Genomic DNA, 21915 nt, shown 5'->3' with positions numbered 1-21915 from the left:
AATGTGTTCGCGGCGTTCAGCCCACCAGGTGCGGGGCGAGGGCGTCGAGCACGGGGCGCTGCGCGGCGACCAACAGGTCTCGCGCATCGTCGACCCGCACCCATTCGGCACGGTCGACCTCGGGGAACGACTCCATGCGCCCCGAGTGCGGCGGCCACTCCAGCGCGAACTCCCCGAACCGCATGCCGACGAGAGCGAAGCCGTCGGCGTCCAGCGCGAAGACACGCAGGCGCTTGCCCGACGAGTAGCGGAACTCGCCGAGCTCCACCCGTTCGCCGGCGGGCGGAGTGAGCCCCAACTCCTCGCGGAACTCCCGCTCGGCGGCGGCGAGCGGGTCCTCGGATGCGGGGTCGTACTCCCCCTTCGGGATCGACCACGCCCCCGCCTGCTTGCGCTGCCAGAACGGGCCACCCATGTGCGCGATCAGCACCTCAGCGGTGTCGGGCCGGAAGAGGAGGAGTCCTGCGCTGTACGCGGTCATCGCCGCATCCCGTCGCTTCTTCGCCGCACCCGTCCACGCTAGCGGGGTCTGAGACGGCGAGGGTCGGCAGGCCCCTATCGCCGCCGCTCGAAGGCCGCGCGAAGGCTCCGCAGCAGCAGGAGCAACCCGCCGAGTCCCACCACGGCGCCGAGGAACGGGAACAGCGGCACCTGCGCGGTGAGGTGCGGCCCCGCATCCGAGACACCGAGCAGCACCGCCGAGATCACGAGGGCGATGCCCACCAGCGTGGTCGTGAAGCGCGAGAACAGCTGCTCGACGAAGCCTCGACCGGTCGCGTCGTCGAAACTGCGCAGACGCACCGAGAACGTGCCGTCCTCGAGCTGCTGGCTGAGAGTCGAGATCGTCCGCGGCAGTCGCCGCAGCTGCTCGCCCACGATCGCCGCCTGCGTCTGCGCCGTGAGCGCGAAGCTCTTCGGCGAGGTCAACGCGCGCGTGAAGGCGGGTGCCTGCGACAGCGCTCTGCCCACCATGTCGTAGTCGTGACGCAGGCGCCGCAGCGACCCCTCCAACGAGGCCAGCGTGCGAAAGACCAGCAGGAGCGAGGGCGGCAGCGCGAGCCTATGGTGGCGCATGACGTCCACGAGGGCGGCGAAGACGTTCTGGTCCACTCCCGCGTTGTGCATGCGGGTCAGGATCACGCCGATGTCGTGCTGCAGCGCGACCTGGTCGAACGTGTCGGTGTCGGGAGGGGTCACGAGCATGAGCACGATGTCGGTCGCGGCGACGTCGTCCTCGTTCGCGATGGCCACCAGCAGCGGCAGCAGCAGGCGGCGCATGCTCTTCTCGAGCACCCCGACGGAACCGAAGTCGATGAGGGTCACGGTGCCGTCGTCCGCGAGCATGAGATTGCCGGGATGCAGGTCGGCGTGGAAGACGCCCCGCACCGCGATCTGCTCGAAGACGGCGTCGACGACCCCGTCGGCGATCCTCGTCGCCGCATCCGGGTCCAGCGTCGACGCATCGACGTGTCCGAAGGGGATGCCCTCGGCGCGCTCCTGCACGAGCATCTGCGCGGTCGTGTACTGCGCGAAGACTTTCGGCACGGCGAGCGGGGTGAGCGTCGAGCGGGCCGCGGCCCCGCGCAGCATCTCGGTGTTCGCCGCCTCGATGCGGTAGTCCAGCTCCTCCCGCAGCGACCTCGCGAACTCCGCCGCCAGCGCCGTCACGCCGTAGTCGCGTGCCCACGTCGTGTGGCGCTCCGCATCCGCCGCCAGACGCTCGACGATGTCGAGGTCGGTCGCGACCTGGGCGCGTGCGCTCGGGCGCTGGATCTTGATGACGACCTCCTGGCCGTCCTGCAGCGTCGCCGCGTGCACCTGCGCGACGGATGCGGCCGCCAACGGCGTCTCGTCGACGCGCGCGAAGACCTCTTCAAGCGGCCTGCCGAGCTGCGTCTCGATCGCGTGGCGTGCCTCGACCCACGGGATCGGCACGGTCTCCATCTGCAGCGTCGACAGGGCGGTCGTGAACTCCGGCGGCAGCACATCGTCGCGGGCGGAGAGCACCTGGCCGATCTTGATGAACGTGACGCCGGCGTCGTTCAGCGCGGCGACGATCGCCGCCGGCAGCTCCTCGCGATCGGGCCGATGCCGGCCTCGGTACACGCCGAGCCCGTGCCGCGAGGCGATCGCGATGATCTCGGCGTAGCGGCGCGCGCGGTCGCGGCGGCGGAACATGTCCCGCACCACGACGATCGGATTGCGCAGCGGCCGGGTCGGCCAGAGGAACTCGAGCGCGACGATCGCGATGACGTCGATCGCGAACAGCCACCCGATGGTCAGCAGCAGGAACAGCGCACCGATCGCGTCGTCGACCGTGAGGACGTCGCCGTCGACGACGTCGGCCTGCTGGAGGGCCCACAGCGCCAGCGGAGCGCCAGCGATGACCACCAGCACGCCCGTCACGAAGGGCCGGATCCACCCGATTGGCATCCCCAGCAGCCTGCGGGCGACCCAGGCTGCCACGCTCGCGAACACGAGGATGAACAGAATCACCCACACGATCTGCGGCATCGCACCCTCCCCTGTGCGACGACGCTATCGCGTCGGGGGTGCCACCGGGAGGCTATCGGCGGCGGATCAATCGACCGGGGTCGCCGCCGCGACCGCCTGGTCCTCCTCGGTCGCCACCAGCTGACCGCACGCGCCGTCGATCTCCTTGCCACGGGTGTCGCGGAGCGTCGTCGGGATGCCCGCATCGTTCAACCGCCGCACGAACTCGTTCTGCACCGGGCGCTCGGACGAGGTCCAGACGGAGCCGGGGGTGGGGTTCAGGGGAATCGGATTGACGTGCACCCAGCCGCGACCGCGCGCATTGAGCTTCTCGGCCAGCAGATCCGCTCGCCACGCGTGGTCGTTCATGTCCTTGATCAGCGCGTACTCGATCGACACGCGCCGGCCGGTCTTCTCGAAGTAGCCGCGCGCGGCGTCCAGCACCTCGTCGACCTTCCACCGCGAGTTCACGGGGATGAGCTCATCGCGCAGCTGATCGTCGGGCGCGTGCAGCGACAGGGCGAAGGTCACCGGGATGTCCTCGTCCGCGAGCTTACGGATGGCGGGAGCGAGTCCCACGGTGGAGACCGTGATGCCGCGCGCGCTCATGCCCAGACCGTGTTTCTTGTCGGTCATCACGCGCACGGCGTGCATGACGCGGGCGTAGTTCGCCAGCGGCTCCCCCATGCCCATGAACACGATGTTGGTGACGCGCTCGTCCGGGTGCTCGGCGGGTCCGAGGCCGCCGTCGCGGATCAGCCGGTTCGCGCGGACGATCTGCTCGATGATCTCCGCCGCGCTCATGTTGCGGGTCAGGCCCGCCTGACCGGTCGCGCAGAACGGGCAGTTCATGCCGCATCCGGCCTGCGACGAGACGCACAGCGTGATGCGGCCCGGGTAGCGCATGAGCACGGACTCGACGAGGGCCCCGTCGTGCAGCTTCCAGAGGAACTTGATCGTGTCGCCGCGGTCGGTCTCGAGCCGGCGAACCTCGGTCAGCAGCGGAGGCAGCAGGCCCGCGACGAGCTCCTCGCGGCCGGACGCGGGCAGGTCCGTCATGAGCGCGGGATCGCTCGTGTAGTGCGTGAAGTAGTGCTTCTCGAGCTGCGCGGCGCGGAACTTCGGGAACCCGAGCTCGACGAGCTTCTCGGCGCGCTGATCGTGCGTGAGGTCGGCGAGGTGCACCGGCGGCTTGCCGCGCTTGGGGCTGGCGAACTGCAGGAGGGGCCTACCGCTCTCGTCCTTCTGCTGCGACCAGCCCTCGGTGCGGGGGCGCACCTGCCGCACGGCGGATGCGGCATCGCGCGGCACAGTCGTGCGGATGGGAGGCTGGTCGGTCATACCCTCCAGGCTACCGGTGCGCGGCTGCCAGGGCCCTGGGCGCGACAGCCCTGACAGACCGCGCCGAACGAGCACCCGATCATCCAACGAGCATCCGATGGAGTGCTCACTCGGCGAACGGATGCTCCCTCGGCGAACGGCGCGAGGCCGGGCCTGGAGTCCCCAACCCGATTAGGATGCACGCATGCCCTCACCCGAAGGGCGCGACGGCGCGCGCGAGAATCACGTCGTCGCGCACAAGGTCCTCAACAACAACGTCGTCATCTCGATCGACGAGCACGGCCGCGAGCGCGTGCTCATGGGGCGCGGCCTCGGGTTCCAGCTGAAGCCCGAGGACCGACTGGATCCCACGAAGGTCGAGAAGACGTTCGTCCTCGACTCCGGCGCCGAGGGCGATCGGGAGCGGCAGCTGCTCACAGACGTGCCCTATCCGGTGATCGAAGCTGTTACCGGCGCGGTCGACCTGGCCGAACGCGAACTCGGCCACCACCTCGGTCGGCGCCTCGTGATTCCGGTCATCGACCACATCCAGTACGTGTTGGAACGCCTCGACCAGGGCGTGCGCATCCCGGCGACCCACATGCCCGAGCTGCGGGTGCTGCATCCGCACGAGTTCCGCGCGGCCGAGCACATGGCCGACCACATCGCCACCGCGCTGGATCGGGAGCTGCCGCCCGAGGAGGCCGTCTTCCTCACGATGCACCTGCTGAACGCGACACGCGACGAGCCCAACGGCACGGCGGCCCTGCTGTTCCGACGCGTGCAGCACGTGGCGACCACGGTCGAGACGGGGCTCGGGGTCACCCTCGACGTCGAGAGCCCCGACTACGCGCGGTTCATCCTGCACGTGCAGTTCCTGCTGCAGCGGCTGGTCTCCAAGACCATGCTGCGATCGAACGACACCTCGTTCTTCGAGTTCGCCAAGCACAGCTACCCGCGTTCCTACGCGATCGCCGAGCAGGTGAAGGCCTATGTGCGCGCCGCCACGGGGTCGGACCTGACCGACGAGGAGCTGCTGTATCTCATCGTGCACGTCGAGCGACTCGCGTCCCAGGTGGGTGCCGAGACCGATCCGGGAGACGCTGGCGGCGGCATCGAAGAGGTGCTACGGTAACTCGCGCAGGGCGTCGTCGCTCTGCGGACGCGACGGATTGTTACTGCGGCAGCAGGCAAAACCTGAACTCACATCGTCTTGACCGACGGTGAACGAGTTCAGGTTTTTTTGTTGCCCGGAAACGACCCGACCCGGCGCGTCCCCCACTCGAGTGCCGCACCGATGCGGCGGAAAGAGGGAGTCCGAGATGGACTACTCGAAGACAGCAGCGGGCGTCCTGAAGGGCGTCGGCGGCGAGGAGAACGTCACCTCGCTGGTCCACTGCATGACGCGCCTACGGTTCGTCCTCAAGGACGAGAGCAAGGCGGATGCGGCTGCCATCAAGGCCGTCCCCGGCGTCGTGACCACCGCGCAGGCGGGAGGCCAGTACCAGGTCGTCATCGGCAACGAGGTGCCCGAGGTCTTCGCCGCGATGGGCAAGATCTCGAAGTTCGGCGGCTCCGGTGATTCCTCCGCACCCGCCGAGGACGCCCCCAAGGGCAACCTGTTCAACCGCTTCATCTCGATGATCTCCGCGATCTTCACCCCCGCACTCTGGGCCCTCGCCGGCACGGGGCTGCTGAAGGCGTTCCTCGCCGCCGCCGTGACGTTCGGCTGGATCGACACGACCACGTCGACCTACATCGTGCTGAACGCCCTGTCGGATGCGTTCATCAACTTCCTGCCCCTCGCGCTCGCGATCACCGCCGCCCGCTACTTCAAGGCGTCCGAGTTCACGTCGCTCGCCATCGCCGGCGCGCTCGTCTATCCGAGCATCACGGCACTCGTCGGGGCTCCCGATCTGACCTTCTTCGGGATCCCGTTCACGATGGTCAGCTACGTCTCGAGCGTGATCCCGATCATCATCGTGGTCTGGCTGCAGAGCCATGCCGAGCGCTTCCTCTACGCGAAGCTGCCCGCGGCCGTCCGCCGCTTCGTCACCCCGATGATCGTCGTGCTCATCGCCGTGCCGCTCGTCTTCGTCGTCATCGGCCCGATCTCCGCCATCGTCAGCGGCTGGGTCGGATCGGGCATCGGCTGGGTCTTCGAGACCGTGCCGTGGCTGGGCGGCGCGATCATGGGCGGCCTGTGGCAGGTCTTCGTGATCTTCGGTCTGCACTGGGGCCTCGTGCCGCTGTTCCAGCTCGAACTGCAGACCACCGGCCAGATGCTGCTGATCGCTCCCGTCTTCGCCGCAGTGCTCGCGCAGGCCGCGGCCGTCGCCGGCGTCTGGGCGCGCACGAAGGACAAGAACCGTCGATCGCTCGCCGCTCCCGCGACGCTCTCGGGCTTCCTGGCCGGCGTCACCGAGCCCGCCATCTACGGTGTGAACCTGCCCCTCAAGCGCCCGTTCGCCTTCGGAATCGTCGGCGGTGCCGTGGGTGGCGCGATCATCTCGCTCGGCGGCGTGTTCTCGACCGCGTTCGTGGTGCCGTCCGGCCTCGCGATCCCCGCGCTGCTCGGCAACGGCAACATGGTGTTCCTCGTGCTCGGCCTGGGCGCCGCGATCATCATCCCGTTCCTGCTCACGGTGATCGTGGGCTTCAACGAGCCCACCACGGATGCGGCGACTGCCGCTGACAGCACCGATCTGGAGGTCTTCAGCCCGGTCGACGGCACCGTCGTGCCGCTGTCCGAGACCCCGGATGCGGCCTTTGCCGACGGTTCGCTCGGTCAGGGCGTTGCGATCATCCCCCGCAGCGGGGCGCTGTACGCACCGTTTGATGCGACCGTCGCCGCCGCGTTCCCGACCGGTCACGCGATCGGCCTGCGTCATGCGGATGGCGCCGAGGTGCTGATCCACATCGGCATCGACACCGTCAAGCTCGCGGGTGAGCACTTCAGCCTCAAGGTCACCGGCGGTCAGCAGGTGAGCAAGGGCGACCTGCTGGTCGAGTTCGACATCGAGGCGATCGCCGCCGCCGGTTACGACCTGACGACCCCCGTCATCGTGACCAACTCCGACCTGTACCCGACCGTCGCCTCGCCCGCATCCGGGCCGATCGCGCACGGCGAGCCGCTGTTCTTCGCGGTCGCCGTCGAGCAGGCCGTCGCGGCCAAGTGACACCCCGTGCGGGCGGGGGCGCATGCTCCCGCCCGCACGCCGCATCCCCAGATACGAAACGGAAGAGAACCATGAGCACCACCACCCCGTTCCCCCAGGGCTTCCTCTGGGGCGGCGCCACCGCCGCCAACCAGGTCGAGGGCGCCTACGATCAGGGCGGCAAGGGTCTGTCGGTCCAGGACGTGATGCCCCGCGGCATCGTCGGCCCGCGCACGGCTGAGCCCACGGCCGACAACCTCAAGCTCGAGGCCATCGACTTCTACCACCGCTACGCGGAGGACATCGCCCTGTTCGCGAAGATGGGCTTCGGCGTCTACCGCTTCTCGATCGCATGGAGCCGCATCTTCCCGAAGGGCGACGAGGCCGAGCCCAACGAGGAGGGCCTCGCGTTCTACGACCGCGTGCTCGACGAACTCGAAAAGCACGGTATCGAACCGCTCGTGACGATCTCGCACTACGAGACGCCGCTGCACCTGGCCGAGACCTACGACGGCTGGACCGACCGCCGCCTGATCGGCTTCTACGAGAACTACGCCCGCACGCTGTTCGAGCGCTACGGCTCGCGCGTGAAGTACTGGCTGACCTTCAACGAGATCAACTCGCTGCTGCACGCGCCGTTCATGTCCGGCGGCATCAACACCCCGAAGGAGCAGCTGAGCGACGCTCAGCTGTACCAGGCCATGCACCACGAGCTGGTCGCATCGGCCCGCGCGACGCGCATCGCCCGCGAGGTCGCGCCGAACGCGCAGATCGGCTGCATGGTGCTGTCGATGCCCGTGTACCCGCTGACGCCGTCACCCGCCGATGCGCTCGCCGTCATGGACTTCGACCACTCCAACCTCGTCTACGGCGACGTGCACACCCGCGGTGCGTATCCCGGCTACTTCCTGCGCACTCTCCGCGAGAAGGGCATCGAGCTCGAGATCACAGACCAGGACCGCGAGGACCTGACCAACACGGTCGACTTCGTCTCGTTCAGCTACTACATGTCGGTCGCTCAGACCGCCGACCCCGCCAAGAAGGTCACGGGCGAGGGCAACATCATGGGCGGTGTCCCGAACCCGACCCTCGAGGCCAGCGAGTGGGGCTGGCAGATCGATCCCGTGGGTCTTCGCCTCGTGCTCAACCAGTTCTGGGACCGTTGGCAGAAGCCGCTGTTCATCGTCGAGAACGGCCTGGGCGCCAGGGACGAACTGGTCGAGGTCGACGGCGTCAAGACCGTCATCGACGACTACCGCATCGCCTACCTCAACGACCACCTCGTGCAGGTCGGCGAGGCCATCACCGACGGCGTGAACGTGCTCGGTTACACCTCGTGGGGCTGCATCGACATCGTCAGCGCCTCCACCGCGCAGCTGAGCAAGCGGTACGGCTTCATCTACGTCGACCGCAACGACGACGGCAGCGGCACGCTCGAGCGCTTCGAGAAGAAGTCATTCGGCTGGTACGCCGAGGTCATCCGCACGAACGGCGCCAGCCTCACGCGCTGACGCCACCTGCGCACGTGTGCCCACCGGCGTCCCTCGCGGACGTCTCGTGGGCACACGCGTCTGGCGTCCCCCTCCCGAGCCCACCCCGACATGCCTCCCAGGCGGAAGCGGGGAGAATGGATCATCGTGACCCCTCCCCGCATCGCATTCCTCGACGTCGACGGCACGATCCTCGATCACGGCACCACGATCGCCCCGTCCACCGTGACCGCGATCCGCACCGCCCGCGAGCGCGGCGCGCTCGTGTACCTCAGCACCGGACGCTCGGCCGGCGACATCCACCCGGCGGTGCGGGAGATCGGCTTCGACGGCGCGATCACCAACGGCGGCGCGTACGCCGTTGCAGGAAACGAGGAGATCGTCGCCGAGCCCATGCCGGCGGATGCGGTCGACCGGCTCGAGCGGTTCTTCCGCTCGCACGACATCCACTACTTCCTCCAGACCGACGAGGCCGTATACGCCTCGGCCGAGGTGCAGGCGGCCGTCGTCGCAATGCTCTCGTCGTTGCGCGCCCAGCTCGCCGGCGACGAGCCGCAGACGGCCCCGCAGGGTCGACCCCGCTTCCGCGATCTGGCCACGGTGGACCGCACCCGCGTCGCCAAGGCGGTCTTCCTCAGCGACTCGACGGATGCGGTCTCGCGCGCGCAGTCCGAACTCGGCGACCGCTTCCACGTCGTGCCTGGCAGCATCCCGCTTCCGGGTGGGACCAACGGCGAGATCGGCATGCAGGGCGTCACGAAGGGCTCGGCGATCACTGCCGTGCTCGACCACCTCGGGATCGACGCCGCCGACGCGATCGGCATCGGCGACAGCTGGAACGACGTCGAGATGTTCCAGGTGTGCGGCACCGGGATCGCGATGGGCAACGCCGCGCAGGAGCTGAAGGACCTCGCCGACGAGGTCACGACCGCGGTGCTCGACGACGGCGTGCACAACGCCTTCGCCCGCCACGGCCTCATCTGACCCCCGCGGCTCTCCCCTTCCCCCTGCCCGAGTTGCGTCTCCCCCTGCCCGAGTTGCGTCGCAGTTGCGCACCCGCGCCACTTCTGTGCAGATGCGCCTGTTATTGACTGGCGCATCTGCACAGAAGTGTGGCGCCACGTGGCTGTCCGAGGGCGGATGCGGCGCGTGCCCGCATCCTGGTTCGGCCCGCAGCCGCGGCGCGGCGTGACGGATGCGGGGCAGGTTGCGAGGATGGGGGGATGCAACGCGGGCGGGTGCACATCCTCGGAGCGAGCGGCAGCGGCACCACGACGCTCGGCGCCGCCCTCGCCTGCGCGTGGAGCGTGCCGCACGCGGACGCCGACGACTACTACTGGCTGCCCACCGACCCGCCGTTCACCGAGAAGCGCGCGGATGCCGATCGGGTGGCGCTCATGCGGGCGATCTTCGCGCCGCGCGCGGCATGGGTGCTCTCCGGCTCGATGATGGGCTGGGGCGACAGCATCGCCGCGGAGTGCGACGCGATCGTCTTCGTCACGCTGGACCCAGCCGAGCGGATGCGGCGGCTCGAGGCGCGGGAGCGGCGCCGGCGAGAGGGACGCCCCCTCGATGACCAGGCGTGGGAAGCGTTCCGCGACTGGGCGCGGAACTACGACGATCCGGGATTCGGCGGACGGAGCCTCGCGACCCACGAAGCGTGGCTCGCAGCGCTCGGCAGACCGGTCCTCCGGCTCGACGGCGCCCACCCGACGGCGGACCTGCTCGACGCCGTCCTCCGTTGGCATCCCGCGTAGCCCTCACCCAGCGTCCCCACCTCCCGCGAGACTGCATTTCGAGCACGAGTTCACGGGTAATGACAGTGATCTCGTGATGAAGATGCAGTCTCGCGGGCGAAGCGGAGGAGAAGCCGAGCCCGCTAAGAGACGGCGGCGGGAGGGCCGGATGCGGGCGGTGCGGGTGCGGTGACGATCGCCGCACGCTCGTGCCACGTCTTCGCGGTCACCCGGTCGAGCGAGACCTGCCGACGGAGGGCATCGGCCTTCTCGTAAATAGACGGGTCACCGAAGCTCGTCAGCACCTTCACCAGCACGGGCAGCAGCTCGATCATGAAGAACAGCGCCGCGATGAGCCAGTGCGCCCACGCCAGGGTCGGCTCGCGCTCGGACAGTCGTTCGAGCGCGCTGATCTGACTGAGCAGCCCGACCGCCTGCGCGTTGCCGCCCGCGATGGATGCGGCGCGCTCGTTGTAGGCGGCGAGAGCAGCGTCGTACTGCGCCTGCGCCGCCGGCAGCTGGTCCTCGGCCTGCTTCTTGTTCTGCTCGGCGGATGCGGCGGCCGCATCCGTTCCGGCGGCGTTGGCCGCGGTGAGGGCGGCCTGCGCCTGGCTGAGCTGGGTGGCGAGGGCGTCGTAAGCGGACTGCGCCTGCGTGAGCTGCGCCTGCGCAGCGTCCGAGCTCGTGCCCGATCCCTGCACGCCGGTGCATCCCGGGACGGTGCCCGATCCCTCGCCGGTCAGCTCGCACTGGTAGAGCGCACGGGCCTGATCGATGACCTTCTGCTGGTCGGCGAGCTGCTGGGTGAGCTGGTCAACGTTCGCCTGGGCCGCCACCGACTCCGCCGAGGTCGACGAGGTTCCCGTGACGATGCCGGTCGCCGCCTGGTTCTGCAGGGCGGCGAGCGAGGCGGATGCGGCATCCAGCGCCTGCTTCTCGGGTCCGTTCGTGACCGCGTCCTGGTCGGACTGCGCCTGCACCACGTTGGTCGAGTTGACCTCCCGGGCGATGTCGTTGTGGAACACCTGCAGCACGAGCGGCTCGGCGACGACGATCCCGATCAGCGCGGCCATGATGACACGCGGGAACGCGAGACCGAGCAGCCGCCACACGTTCCGGGTCGAGCGCATCGTCGAGGTGAGGAAGCGGTCGAGGTTGAAGATGATGAGCGCCCAGATGATCGCGAGCGGCACGGCGGCCCACACGGCGATTTGCACACCTGTGACGAGCGCGAATCCCATCGAGAGGGCGGAGACGAGCGCCGTGCCGACCAGCACGAAGAACATCTGCACGAAGCGCGGCGTCTCGCCGGGCACGTCGTCGAGCACCTCTCCGTCGGCGCCGCCGAGCACTGCGAGGGTGCGCGAGAGCGGTTGCCGGGGACGGCGGCGCGGGCTCCGGCGCTCGCGCACCACGGGCGGTGCGGGATCGGGAACCGACGCTTCGGGCTGCGGCTCGGCCTCGGGTTCGTCGATCGGGTCGATCACCTCGGTCGGGCCGGTCGCGACGTCACCGGAGGGACGGACGTCGCTCAGATACAACGCCTCCTCTTCGGCCTGCGATTCGAGGTCGATGCGGCCGTCGGAGCCGAAGCGACCGGGTCGATGCGCGGAGAATGACACTGCGCAAGGGTAGGAGGCCCTGCCTGTGTGACAGGTGCGAGCCGCCCGAGCGCGCTCAGTCGAGGAAGATGTCGGGGAACATCGCCGAGTCGGGGGTGCCGGGCACGGCGGCGTATCCCGAGAGGTCGGTGACGCCCGCCTCGGCCAGCACGTCCTCGACGATCAGCGTCTGGCCCGTGTACTCGCGCGCGGGCCGCGTGATCACCTCGTACGCCGCGTCCGCGTAGATCTCGGGGGTGCGGCTGACGGCCATCATCCGCTCGCCGCCCAGCGAGAACTGCACGGCGGCGGTCGCGATCGTCGTCCGCGGCCACAGTGTGTTGGCGGCGATACCCGCATCTGCGAACTCCGCGGCCATGCCGAGGGTCGCCATCGTCATCCCGTACTTCGCGAGGGTGTAGCCCGTGTGCGCGCCGAGCCACCGCGGCGACAGGTTCAGCGGCGGCGACAGCGACAGGATGTGCGGGTTCGGCGCATCCTTCAGCATCGGCACCGCGGCGCGGGAGAGCAGAAAGGTGCCGCGCACGTTGACGTCCTGCATGAGGTCGTACTTCTTCGTCGCGAGCTCGAGAGAGCCGGACAGGTCGATGACCGACGCGTTGTTGACGACGACGTCGATGCCGCCGAACTCCCCGTGGGCGGTCAGCACGGCCTGCGTGATGTCGTCCTCGTTGCGCACGTCGCCCACGAGGGGCAACGCGTGCCCGCCCGCTTCCTCAATCGCTGCCGCCGCGGTGTGCACGGTGCCCTCGAGCTTCGGATGCGGGGTGTCGGTCTTGGCCAGCAGGGCGATGTTCGCGCCGTCGCGCGCCGCGCGCAGCGCGATCGCGAGGCCGATGCCGCGGCTACCGCCGGACATCAGGATGGTCTTGCCGGCGAGCGGCTTCTGCTCGGTCATGGGATCTCCTTGGTACGTCTGAGACGTCGGCGTCACCCGCGGCGGGCGGATGCGGCGGCGAACGCCTGGATGCGGGCTTTCGCCTCGGGGGTGTCGAAGGCGGCGCCGATCGTGCGCGCCTCGTCGTCGAGGTTCTCGGCGAACGACCGGTCGGCGCCCGAGCGGACGAGCCGCTTGGCCTGGCCGAACGCGCCCGTCGCGCCCTCGAGCCAGAAGCGGGCGATGTCGAGAGCACGGGATGCGGGATCGGCGACCACCTCCGCGACGAGCCCCCATTCGAGCGCCTCCGGAGCCGACAGCGTGCGGTCCTGGAGGAGCAGCTGCAGCGCGCGGCGCGAGCCGACGGCGGCGGCCAGCAGGGTCGAGACGCCGAGGTCGGGCGTGAGGCCGATGTTCGCGTAGCGGCTGACGAACTTCGCACCCTCCGCCGCGACGATGTAGTCCGCCGTGAGCATCAGGCCGAGCCCTCCCCCGGCGACCGCGCCTTGGACCGCCGCGACCACGGGTACGTGGGACTCGGTGAAGGCACGGATGCCCTCGTGGATCACGTGCGCCGCCGCGGTGACGTCGCTGCCGCCGGCGCCGGAGGTCGCCATGGAGATCACGTCGCCGCCGGCGCAGAAGGCGGGGCCCGCCGCATCCAGGAGCACGGCGCCGACTGCGGGGTCGGCGGTGACCTGGCGGGCGACGTCGCGCCAGCGCTCGCCCATGGCGAAGTCCATCGCGTTCAGTCGATCGGGACGATTCAGCGTCACGCGGGCGAGACCGTCGGCAATCTCCACCAGGATCGAGTCGGCGCTCATCGCGGAGCCATCCGAATCGCGCCGTCGAGACGGATCGTCTCGCCGTTGAGGTAGCCGTTGCGCACGATCTCGGCCACGAGGCCCGCATACTCGTCGGGCCGTCCGAGGCGGGCGGGGTACGGCACCTGCTGACCGAGCGAGTCCTGCGCGGGCTGCGGCAGACCCGCGAGCATCGGCGTCTCCATGATGCCCGGCGCGATCGTGACGACCCGGATCGCATGGCGGGCGAGTTCGCGGGCGATCGGCAGGGTCATCGCGTGCACGCCGCCCTTGGACGCGGAGTACGCCGGCTGCCCGATCTGCCCGTCGAACGCGGCGACCGACGCCGTGTTCACGATGACGCCTCGGTCACCGCCCGCGGCCGGCTCGGTGCGGGCGATGGCGGCTGCTGACTGGGCGATGACGTTGTAGGTGCCGACGAGGTTCACGCGCACGAGCTTCTCGAAGTCGGCGAGCGGTGTCGGGGCGCCCTCACGATCCAGCACCTTGGCCGGCGGGGCGATGCCGGCGCAGTTGACGACCACGCGAAGGGGCGCGACGGCGGATGCGGCGGCGACCGCATCCGCAATCGGCTCCGGACTCGTGACGTCTGCCGCGGCGAACGTGCCGCCCAGCTCGGCCGCGCGTTCCTCACCCGCCGAGGACGGCAGATCGACGAGCACGACGTGCGCCCCGTCGGCGGCGAGTCGCTGCGCCGTGGCCCAGCCGAGTCCGCTCGCGCCGCCCGTGACCAGCGCGGATGCACCCGCGACATCCATACGTTCTCCTTCGTACGTCGGTATCGGGTTCCACCCTACGCGGCACCGGGTCCCACCGTCACGCGCCACCCCCGCTTCGGCTCCGCGGACCCGCTCACCCTGCCCCCCGCCCGCCCGCCCCCGGCCCGTTCGCCCGGCCACACTCTCGCTCCCCTGTCACAGATCGACGCGCAGCGCTCGATCTGTGACAGGGGAGCAGGCGGGGTGACTGTTCGCCTGTCTGAGATCGAGGCCGGCGGCTCGATCTCAGGCAGGCGAACAGCGGGCGGAGCCCGGAAGCGTCAGAGGGCGAAGACGAGGGTCCAGGTGCCGGCGAGCACCGCGGCGGTCACGGATGCGGCGGCGATCACCGCCGCGAGGGCGAGCAGCACCGCGTCGCGCCAGCCCAGCCGCGACGGCCGAGCCCACGTACGCGGTGCGTCCGACCCGAAGCCGCGGGCCTCCATCGCCGTCGCGAGCTTCGTGCCGCGGCGGATGGAGAGCACGAAGAGGGCGAACGCCTGACCGAGGAAGCGGCGGATGCGGCCGCGGTCGGCCACCCCGCGCGCCCGCCGCGCCAGCGCGAGCTCGCGCCAGTCGTCGACGAGCAGCCCCACCAGGCGCAGGCCCGCGAGCGCACCGAGCACGAAGCGGGCGGGCAGGCGCAGCAGTTGGGCGAGACCGTCGGCGAGGTCGGTCGGATCGGTCGTGATGAAGAGGACGACCGACGGCAGCGCGATCGCCAGCACCCTCAGCACGATGGCGGCTGCGAGCGAGAGGGATCCCTCGCTGACACGCACGAGCCCCCACTCGAAGAACACCGCGCCGGAGGGCCGGCCGTACAGCACGGTGGCGGCACCGCCGATGAGTGCCGCGACTCCGATCGGCCACACGCGCAGCCAGAGCTCGCGCGCCCGCAGCCGCGAGAAGGCGAGGAGCACGAGCGTGGCGGCGAGAGTGACGGCTGCCGAGACCGGGTCGATCGAGAGCAGCAGGGTGACCGAGACGACGAGGGTCGCGACGAGTTTGGCGACCGGGTTGATCCGGCCCAACGGACTGGCCGAGGCGTCGATCGCGAACAGGCTCATGAGGCCCGACCCAGCCGCAGCTCGTCGTCGGCGAGCGCCTCGACGAGGGCGGGATCGTGCGAGACGAAGCCGATCGCGGTGCCGTCGGCGCGGAGCTCGTCGATCAGGTCCGCGAGCTCCCGCCAGGTGCGCGCGTCCTGCCCGTAGGTCGGTTCGTCGAGCAGGATGACGCGGGGCGCGGTCGCGAGAACCGCCGCGACCGTCAACCGGCGCTTCTCCCCGCCGGAGAGCGTGAAGGGGTTCACCTCGGCGAGGCGTCCCAGGCGCAGGCGCTCGAGCAGCGGATCGATCCGCGCGGCGACCTCCGCCTCGGAGAGCCCCAGCGCGCGAGGACCGACGGCGAGCTCGTCGCGCACCCGCGCGGTGAGCAGCTGATGCTCGGGCACCTGGAAGACGGTGCCGATGCGGGTGAGCAACTGCGCGGCGCGCCAGCGCGAGGGGTCGGATCCGACGCCGGCGGCCAACGCATCCGCCGCGCGTACCTCGCCGCCGATCGGCGGCAGCAACCCCGCCAGGGTGAGGGCGAGCGTGGACTTGCCGGCGCCGTTGGCTCCCGTGATCGCGAGCGCCCGCCCCGCGCTCAGCTGCACGTCGATCCCGGATGCGGCGGCGAGCGCCTCGCGGCGTCCGATCCGCCGCCGCCCGACCGCGAGGCCGGCGCCGATCACGAGCGGTGACGCCTCGGCGGTGCGCGGGCGCCGGGTGGTCTGCACCGGCACTCCCGGCACCCAGACCCCGGCCTGCGTGAGGGCGTCTGAGGCCGCGGCGAAGACGTCGGCGGGAACGCCGTCCGCCAGCACCCCGCCCTCGGGCGCGAGCACGACGACGCGGTCGACGAGATCGGCCCACAGGTCGACGCGGTGCTCGACGACGACGAGCGTCGCCCCGGTGCGGGCGGCGACCGCGGCGACCGCATCCCGCACCTGTCGAGCGCCGTCGGGATCGAGGTTGGCCGTCGGCTCGTCGAGCAGCAGGAGCTTCGGGCGCATGGCCAGCGCACCGGCGAGCGCGAGCCGCTGCTTCTGTCCGCCCGACAGGGCGGACGTGGGGTGGTCGAGCGGCACCGACAGCCCCACCGCATCCAGCGCTTCACCGACTCGCGGCCAGATGTCGCCGGCGGGTACCCCGAGGTTCTCGCAGCCGAACGCGACGTCGTCGCCGACGCGGGCGAGGATCACCTGCGCGTCGGGGTCCTGCAGCACCATGCCCGCGACGCCGCGGACGGATGCGGGGGGCTGGCCGTCGACGGTCAGCTCTCCCGTGGCCTCGCCGTCCTCGTCGCCGCCCAGCACGCCGGCGAAGGCGCGCAGCAGCGTCGACTTTCCCGCACCGCTCGCTCCCAGCAGCAGCACCCGCTCACCGGGCTCAATCGTCAGATCGATGTCGGCGACGGCCCAGCGCCTGCGGCCGGCGTGCCGCCACCCCCACCCGCGGGCGACGACCCGCGCGCCGAGCGTCACGCCGCGTCGGCGGCTTCGACGATGCGCGCCTGACGTCCGGAGGCGAACCGGTCGAGCGCTCCCGTCGCGGCGAGCGCACGAGCGATCAGCCACGAGACGAGCCCCGCGATGAGGATGCCCGAGACGATCGCCGAGACGAAGTAGATCGCGCGGGGGCCGGCGTCGTACGCCGCGATGGAGGAGAAGTTGGTGTCGAGCAGCGCCACGGCCAGTCCCGTGAGCGCACCCGAGACGAGGGCGACCCAGAGCCGGTAGTTCGCGTAGGCGAACAGCGCGAAGCCGAGTTCGGCACCCACCCCCTGCACGACGCCCCAGATGAAGGTCGTGAAGCCCCACTGCGTGCCGAGCGCCATGGAGACGACCGCGGCGACGATCTCGCCGTACAGCGCCGCGCCGGGCTTGCGGATGATGAGCCCCGTGAGCACACCCGCGAACAGCCAGCCCCCGGCGAGCAGGCCCTCGAGCCCCGGCAGGAACGCGAGCGCCGTGCTCAGCGGCGTCCAGGCCTGGCCCCAGACCCAGAAGATGACGCCGGCGGCGACACCGATCACGCTGGCGACGACGATGTCGACGACCCGCCAGCGCCACCGGGAGGTGAGAGAAGGACGAGCGGATGTGGACGTGGACGTGTGCATTGATGCTCCTTCCTGCGCCGGCATGATCCGGATCAGGTTCGACGGTCGAAGCGTGGATCCGCTTCCTCTCAGCCCGGCTCACCGGACTCCCGTGGTTGACGTGCCGAGTATAGACCCGCAGCTCGCGCTACCGTAGGCGAGTGACCGTGACAGGCCCGACCCCGCCCACTCGGCGTTCGCTGCGCCGCGGCGGACGCGCCGAGCCGACCGTCGACGAGGCGCCGCTGCCGCCCGACGACCTCCAGATCGACGTGCCGCGCGTGCCGGCGGATGCGGCATCCACTCCGGCGATGATCGCGGCCGCGAGCTTCGACGACACATCGGAGCACACCTTCTCTCCCGCGCAGGATGCGACCGCGTCGGTGCCGGTGGTCGTGCCTCCCGTGACCACGGCGCTGAGCTGGGTCGATGAGACCTCCGTTACCCACGCGTCCCGGGCGGTTCCGCAGATCGAGGCCGCGGGCGCCGCATCGTTCACCCCCGTCGCCGCAGACCTGCTCGCCCGCGCCCCGCGCCGCACCCCGTGGCGCCCCGGGGTGCTCGTTCCGATCGGGCTGATCGTCGCCGTGATCGCGGCGTACTGCGGCACCACGCTCCTCTGGCCGCTGCATGCGATCGCCCCCACCGTGCAGGCGTCCGTCGTCGAGCCCACCCCCGCGGCAGCGGCCGTCGGCGCCTGGCCGGGCGAGGGCAGCGCCGCCGTTGTGGTCGACGGCGTGGGCTCGGCCATCGCGTCCAGCGCCGATGCCCGGTCGATCGCGAGCATCACCAAGGTCGTGACGGCGATGGTCGTCCTCGACCAGATGCCCCTGGCCGCGGGCGAGCAAGGCAGGGAGTTCGCCTTCAGCGCCGCCGACGAGCGCGAATACTGGTCGTACCGCCGCAACGGCGAATCGGCGCTGGACGTTCCTGTGGGAGGAACGCTCAGCGAGTACCAGATGCTGCAGGGCATGCTCATGGGCTCCGCGAACAACTACGCCGACCGCCTCGCCGACACCATCTGGCCCAACAACGCCGTCTACGCGCGGGCGGCCAACGACTGGCTCGCCGCCCACGGCCTGGCGGGCATCACGATCGCCGGCCCCGCCGGCATCGAGGCCGAGAACACGGCGACCCCCGAGGCGCTCCTGGAGGTCGCCAAGCGCGCGTTGGCAGACCCGGTCATCGCCGAGATCGTGCGCACGCCCTCCGTCGAGCTTCCGGGCGCGGGTCTCGTCGAGAACACGAACAACCTGCTCGCGGACCCCGGCGTCGTCGGCCTCAAGACCGGCACTCTCGACTCCTACAACCTGCTCGCCGCGAAGGACGTCACGATCGGCGACACCACCGTGCGCATCTACGCCGCGACGCTCGGACAGCCCGACGTCGAGACGCGGGATGCGGTCACGCGCGCCCTGTTCGCCCAGGTCGAGCAGGAGCTGCAGCTGGGGCCCTCGGTTGCGGCCGGCACGACGGTCGGACGGGTGGAGACGCGGTGGGGCACGACCGTTCCGATCGTGACCGCGTCCGACGCCGATGTGGTGCTCTGGAACGGCTCCGCCGCGTCGGTGGCGACCTCGTTCGACCTCGGCGACGCACGTGAGCAGGGCGAGGTCGTCGGCTCTCTCATCGCGACCGGCCCGAAGAACGCGTCGACCGTGGACGTCGTGCTCGACGGCGAGGTGGACGGCCCCAGCCCCTGGTGGCGTCTGACCCACCCGCTCGAGCTGTTCGGCCTGGTCTGAGCGATCCCGTCGACGGCGCTCAGGCGCGGAAGTCGGGAGAGCCGAGCACGCGCTCGACCGTGATCTCCAGCACGACCCGGTCCGGGTTCGGACGCGGCTCGCGGTAGCGCCGGGTGTAGAGCTCGACGGCGTGGGCGACCGCATCCGCATCCTCGACGACGCGCGCCGCGCCCTCGAAGCTGAGCCAGCGCGGACCGTCGACGGTGTTGACGGCCGCACGGCCCGCGCGCTCGGCGTTGAGGAACTTCTGGCTGCCACGGGAGCCGATCACCCGCACGACGCCGTCCTCGTACGTGATGCCGACCGGCACCGAGTGGATGCGGTTGTGCCGGCCCAGCGTCGACAGCGTGGCGAGGTGGTACTCGGACAGGAACGCGCGCGCGGCATCGGTGATCACCGCCTCAGCCTGCCAGAGCCCGATAGGCGAGCGCTCACCGTGGGCCGACTCTCCCTCAGAAACGCCAGACGAGCGGCACGTAGAACACGGCCGCGGCGAGGAAGAGAAGGGCGAGCGGGAGTCCGAGGCGCCAGTAGTCACCGAAGCGGTATCCGCCCGGGCTCAGCACCATGAGGTTCGCCGGGGTCGCGACGGGCGTCAGGAAGGAGGCTGCGCCGGCGACGGTCAGCGCCATGAGAAAGGTGATGGGGCTGACCCCGAGGTTCACCGCGATCGCCGTGGCGACGGGCGCGACGATCAGCACCGTCGCGACGTTCGAGATGAACTGACCGAGCACAACCGTCACGACGCAGACGGCGAGCAGCGCGAGGTGCGGATCGGCCGAGCCCACGACGCGGAGAACACCGTCGGCCACGACCTCCGCCGCGCCCGTCTGCAGAAAGGCGGCCGAGAGCGGGATCATGCCGGCGATGAGCACCAGCGTCGTCCACGAGATGTCCTGATACAGGGCAGGCAGCGTCACGACGCGGGTGAGGACGAGGGCACCGGCCGCCACCAGGCCCGCCACCGCCGGCGGCGCGATCCCCGTCGCGAGCAGCACGACCATGATGCCGGTGATGACGAGCGTGCGCCGGGCTCCGCGCCGCATCCCCGTGCGCACGGTCCGCACGGCGCCCGTACGCACGGTCTCGGGAACAAGCGACAGTGTCTCCGCCTCACGCGGCCCGGGTGCGGGATCCGGGAGGACATCGGTTCGGGAGGGCAGCAGACGGTCCCCGAACAGGATGATGACGGCGAGGGCGCCGCCCAGCAGGGGGAGCCCGACGAGCGCGAACTCCGCGAAGCCGAACCCTCGGCCGGTCTCGGCCTCGGCGAGCTCGGAGACGACGACGTTCACCGGTGTGCCCGTGAGCGTGAGCAACGAGGCCGCCGACGCCAGGAACGCGAGCGGGATCATCACCTTCGACGCGGGGATGCGGGCGCGCCGGGCGATCACTGCGGCCACAGGCACCAGGGCGGCCACGGCGCCGTTGATGCTGAGAAAGGCGGTCAGCACCGCCACGAGCGCACCGAGCGCGGCGATGACCGGGCCACGGCGATGGCCGGCGCGCGCGACGATCAGGCCTCCGAGCCAGCGGGTGATGCCGCTGCGTTCGAGCGCGCTGGCTACGACGAACAGACTGGCGATGAACAGCACCGTGGGATCGCCGAAGCCGGCAAGCGCTTCGGGGAGCGTGAGCACACCTGTCGCCCACAGGGCGAGCGCGACGCCGATCGCCACGACCTCCAGGGGCACGCGGCCGGAGAGGAACGCGAGCACCGCCAGCCCCAGGATGAGGAAGGTCGCGGCGATCGGATCCATGCCTCCACGCTAGCGGCGGGCTGTTCGCCGCGCCGGTGCGAGGCCGTGCGATCAGACGAAGCGCACGGTGGCGTCGAGGCGCGTGCGCACGTCGAAGACCTCGTTGCCGCCGATGTCGCGCGCCCCGCTCACGCCGCGACGCAGCACGGTGGCCAGCGCCGAGCGACCTGCGACGACGACGGGCGTGCCGCGCACGGTGCCGAGCTCGGTGATCTGCTGGGCGAGGTCGTTGTCGGGCAGCACGACGATGGCGCCGCTGAAACGCACCCGCGCTGCGCGGGCCACGACCCGCATCCGCGAGATCAGGTCGCTGACGGGAGCGCCGACGACGGCGGGGCCGATGATCTCGCCGCGGCGGAAGCCGACCGGGCCGCCGAAGTCCTCCGAGAGCACCCCGTACAGGCCGCTCGGGCCGAGCACGATGTGGTCGAGCTTCTCGTCGAGGTCGCCGCTGCGGCCGGATGCGGCCACGTCGTGCCAGACGCTGTAGCCCATGCCGAGATCGGCGACGATGCGCGCGGTCGCCTCCTCGGCGAGCGCGTCGGCCAGAAGGCGCCGGATCTCGCGCGGCGCCGAACGCACCAGCTGCGCGTCGTAGGGATCGGGCACCTCCGCACCGCGCCCCACCCACTCGCGGATGAGGGTGAGGTAGCGCTCGCGTCGCCATCCGCCGGGCTGGCCGGCCGATCGGGCGCGCGGACGCGTGTCCTGCCGCGCACGCGGCGGCGTCCACGCGCCCTCCGCCTCGGGTGCGGCACTCACCGCGCCCCGGCCGCGGTCGTACGCCGCTCGCGCCTCGGGCGTGCCCACGAGCTCCCACGCGCGCTGCACCTCGACGAAGCGCACGGCGTCGCCGCCGGTGTCGGGGTGCGTCTCTCGCAGGCGCACCCGGAACGCACGCCGCAGAGTCTCGTCGTCGGCGTCGGCGGCGACCTGGAGGACGTCGTACGCGGATGCGGAGAGGGGACTGTCGAACACGCCGCCTCGCTTT

19 protein-coding genes and 1 riboswitch are annotated in these 21915 nt (G+C 70.8%); of the genes, 6 read left to right on the top strand and 13 right to left on the bottom strand.

Annotation, left to right across the window (positions count from 1 at the left end; genetic code table 11):
- Nucleotides 1–16: 16 nt before the first annotated feature.
- The 3 genes from KYX17_RS08770 to rlmN form a co-directional block, all read right to left on the bottom strand.
- On the bottom strand, nt 17–481 hold the full coding sequence (locus tag KYX17_RS08770; protein WP_243226618.1) for an NUDIX domain-containing protein: 465 nt from the start codon (nt 479–481) through the stop codon (nt 17–19).
- 74 nt (nt 482–555) lie between these two features.
- Nucleotides 556–2514 (bottom strand): AarF/ABC1/UbiB kinase family protein, encoded by a 1959-nt coding sequence (locus KYX17_RS08765; protein WP_243226617.1) that lies wholly within the window; start codon nt 2512–2514, stop codon nt 556–558.
- Between the two features lie 66 nt (nt 2515–2580).
- Complete coding sequence (gene rlmN / locus KYX17_RS08760; protein ID WP_243226616.1) at nt 2581–3834, bottom strand: 23S rRNA (adenine(2503)-C(2))-methyltransferase RlmN; 1254 nt, start codon at nt 3832–3834, stop codon at nt 2581–2583.
- A 184-nt stretch (nt 3835–4018) separates the two neighbouring features.
- On the opposite strand from rlmN, the gene KYX17_RS08755 reads away from it, so the two are divergent.
- From KYX17_RS08755 to KYX17_RS08735, 5 genes are all read left to right on the top strand, one after another.
- Entirely contained in the window at nt 4019–4948 is a 930-nt protein-coding gene (locus tag KYX17_RS08755; RefSeq protein ID WP_243226615.1) for a PRD domain-containing protein, read from the top strand.
- Between the two features lie 187 nt (nt 4949–5135).
- Nucleotides 5136–6992 carry a beta-glucoside-specific PTS transporter subunit IIABC gene (locus tag KYX17_RS08750; RefSeq protein ID WP_243226614.1) on the top strand — a complete coding sequence of 619 codons (1857 nt, stop codon included), beginning with the start codon at nt 5136–5138 and terminating at the stop codon, nt 6990–6992.
- A gap of 71 nt (nt 6993–7063) precedes the next feature.
- Nucleotides 7064–8482 (top strand): glycoside hydrolase family 1 protein, encoded by a 1419-nt coding sequence (locus tag KYX17_RS08745; RefSeq protein ID WP_243226613.1) that lies wholly within the window; start codon nt 7064–7066, stop codon nt 8480–8482.
- Nucleotides 8483–8572: 90 nt separating this feature from the next.
- Entirely contained in the window at nt 8573–9445 is an 873-nt protein-coding gene (locus KYX17_RS08740) for a Cof-type HAD-IIB family hydrolase (protein WP_249223377.1), read from the top strand.
- A 239-nt stretch (nt 9446–9684) separates the two neighbouring features.
- Complete coding sequence (locus tag KYX17_RS08735) at nt 9685–10218, top strand: hypothetical protein (protein ID WP_243226611.1); 534 nt, start codon at nt 9685–9687, stop codon at nt 10216–10218.
- 122 nt (nt 10219–10340) lie between these two features.
- On the opposite strand, the gene KYX17_RS08730 is transcribed toward KYX17_RS08735, so the two are convergent.
- The 7 genes from KYX17_RS08730 to KYX17_RS08700 form a co-directional block, all read right to left on the bottom strand.
- A complete protein-coding gene (locus KYX17_RS08730) occupies nt 10341–11819 on the bottom strand; it encodes a DUF4407 domain-containing protein (protein WP_243226610.1) in 1479 nt (492 codons plus the stop codon).
- A gap of 55 nt (nt 11820–11874) precedes the next feature.
- Nucleotides 11875–12717: an NAD(P)-dependent oxidoreductase gene (locus KYX17_RS08725; protein WP_243226609.1), complete on the bottom strand. Its 843-nt coding sequence runs from the start codon at nt 12715–12717 to the stop codon at nt 11875–11877.
- Nucleotides 12718–12749: 32 nt separating this feature from the next.
- Nucleotides 12750–13520, bottom strand: a complete 771-nt coding sequence (locus tag KYX17_RS08720; RefSeq protein WP_243226608.1) for an enoyl-CoA hydratase/isomerase family protein — start codon at nt 13518–13520, stop codon at nt 12750–12752.
- Nucleotides 13517–14278: an SDR family NAD(P)-dependent oxidoreductase gene (locus tag KYX17_RS08715; RefSeq protein WP_243226607.1), complete on the bottom strand. Its 762-nt coding sequence runs from the start codon at nt 14276–14278 to the stop codon at nt 13517–13519. Before KYX17_RS08715 ends, KYX17_RS08720 begins: the two co-directional genes overlap by 4 nt.
- Nucleotides 14279–14559: 281 nt before the next feature.
- On the bottom strand, nt 14560–15345 hold the full coding sequence (locus KYX17_RS08710; RefSeq protein ID WP_243226606.1) for an energy-coupling factor transporter transmembrane protein EcfT: 786 nt from the start codon (nt 15343–15345) through the stop codon (nt 14560–14562).
- On the bottom strand, nt 15342–16805 hold the full coding sequence (locus tag KYX17_RS08705) for an ABC transporter ATP-binding protein (protein WP_243226605.1): 1464 nt from the start codon (nt 16803–16805) through the stop codon (nt 15342–15344). The genes KYX17_RS08710 and KYX17_RS08705 overlap by 4 nt, the downstream gene beginning before the upstream one ends.
- Nucleotides 16802–17440, bottom strand: coding sequence for an ECF transporter S component (locus tag KYX17_RS08700; RefSeq protein WP_238343723.1), 639 nt, complete (start codon nt 17438–17440; stop codon nt 16802–16804). The genes KYX17_RS08705 and KYX17_RS08700 overlap by 4 nt, the downstream gene beginning before the upstream one ends.
- A riboswitch (TPP riboswitch) is annotated at nt 17433–17543 on the bottom strand. Its footprint overlaps the gene before it by 8 nt.
- Before the next feature lie 37 nt (nt 17544–17580).
- Between KYX17_RS08700 and KYX17_RS08695 the strand changes: the two genes are divergently transcribed.
- Nucleotides 17581–19164 (top strand): D-alanyl-D-alanine carboxypeptidase, encoded by a 1584-nt coding sequence (locus KYX17_RS08695; protein ID WP_243226604.1) that lies wholly within the window; start codon nt 17581–17583, stop codon nt 19162–19164.
- Nucleotides 19165–19183: 19 nt separating this feature from the next.
- Here the strand turns inward: KYX17_RS08695 and KYX17_RS08690 are convergent, their stop codons facing one another.
- Genes KYX17_RS08690 through KYX17_RS08680 form a run of 3 tightly spaced genes read right to left on the bottom strand, consistent with a single transcriptional unit; the run spans nt 19184 to nt 21902 of the window.
- Complete coding sequence (locus KYX17_RS08690) at nt 19184–19561, bottom strand: TIGR03618 family F420-dependent PPOX class oxidoreductase (protein ID WP_243226603.1); 378 nt, start codon at nt 19559–19561, stop codon at nt 19184–19186.
- 55 nt (nt 19562–19616) lie between these two features.
- Nucleotides 19617–20924, bottom strand: a complete 1308-nt coding sequence (locus KYX17_RS08685; protein WP_243226602.1) for an SLC13 family permease — start codon at nt 20922–20924, stop codon at nt 19617–19619.
- Between the two features lie 51 nt (nt 20925–20975).
- Nucleotides 20976–21902, bottom strand: coding sequence for a J domain-containing protein (locus KYX17_RS08680; RefSeq protein ID WP_243226601.1), 927 nt, complete (start codon nt 21900–21902; stop codon nt 20976–20978).
- Nucleotides 21903–21915 lie beyond the last annotated feature (13 nt).

This window comes from Microbacterium sp. CIAB417 (genome assembly GCF_022788845.1).
Note: the sequence above shows the minus strand (reverse complement) of the source record. Positions and strands in the feature narration are given on the sequence as shown.

Excerpts from the sequence above, each read along its gene's own strand:
- KYX17_RS08710 (WP_243226606.1), bottom strand. The coding sequence starts at position 15,345 with ATGAGCCTGTTCGCGATCGACGCCTCGGCCAGTCCGTTGGGCCGGATC.
- KYX17_RS08750 (WP_243226614.1), top strand. The coding sequence starts at position 5,136 with ATGGACTACTCGAAGACAGCAGCGGGCGTCCTGAAGGGCGTCGGCGGC.
- KYX17_RS08745 (WP_243226613.1), top strand. The coding sequence starts at position 7,064 with ATGAGCACCACCACCCCGTTCCCCCAGGGCTTCCTCTGGGGCGGCGCC.
- rlmN (WP_243226616.1), bottom strand. The coding sequence starts at position 3,834 with ATGACCGACCAGCCTCCCATCCGCACGACTGTGCCGCGCGATGCCGCA.
- KYX17_RS08755 (WP_243226615.1), top strand. The coding sequence starts at position 4,019 with ATGCCCTCACCCGAAGGGCGCGACGGCGCGCGCGAGAATCACGTCGTC.
- KYX17_RS08740 (WP_249223377.1), top strand. The coding sequence starts at position 8,573 with ATGCCTCCCAGGCGGAAGCGGGGAGAATGGATCATCGTGACCCCTCCC.
- KYX17_RS08765 (WP_243226617.1), bottom strand. The coding sequence starts at position 2,514 with ATGCCGCAGATCGTGTGGGTGATTCTGTTCATCCTCGTGTTCGCGAGC.
- KYX17_RS08720 (WP_243226608.1), bottom strand. The coding sequence starts at position 13,520 with ATGAGCGCCGACTCGATCCTGGTGGAGATTGCCGACGGTCTCGCCCGC.
- KYX17_RS08725 (WP_243226609.1), bottom strand. The coding sequence starts at position 12,717 with ATGACCGAGCAGAAGCCGCTCGCCGGCAAGACCATCCTGATGTCCGGC.
- KYX17_RS08735 (WP_243226611.1), top strand. The coding sequence starts at position 9,685 with ATGCAACGCGGGCGGGTGCACATCCTCGGAGCGAGCGGCAGCGGCACC.
- KYX17_RS08715 (WP_243226607.1), bottom strand. The coding sequence starts at position 14,278 with ATGGATGTCGCGGGTGCATCCGCGCTGGTCACGGGCGGCGCGAGCGGA.
- KYX17_RS08770 (WP_243226618.1), bottom strand. The coding sequence starts at position 481 with ATGACCGCGTACAGCGCAGGACTCCTCCTCTTCCGGCCCGACACCGCT.
- KYX17_RS08685 (WP_243226602.1), bottom strand. The coding sequence starts at position 20,924 with ATGGATCCGATCGCCGCGACCTTCCTCATCCTGGGGCTGGCGGTGCTC.
- KYX17_RS08700 (WP_238343723.1), bottom strand. The coding sequence starts at position 17,440 with ATGCACACGTCCACGTCCACATCCGCTCGTCCTTCTCTCACCTCCCGG.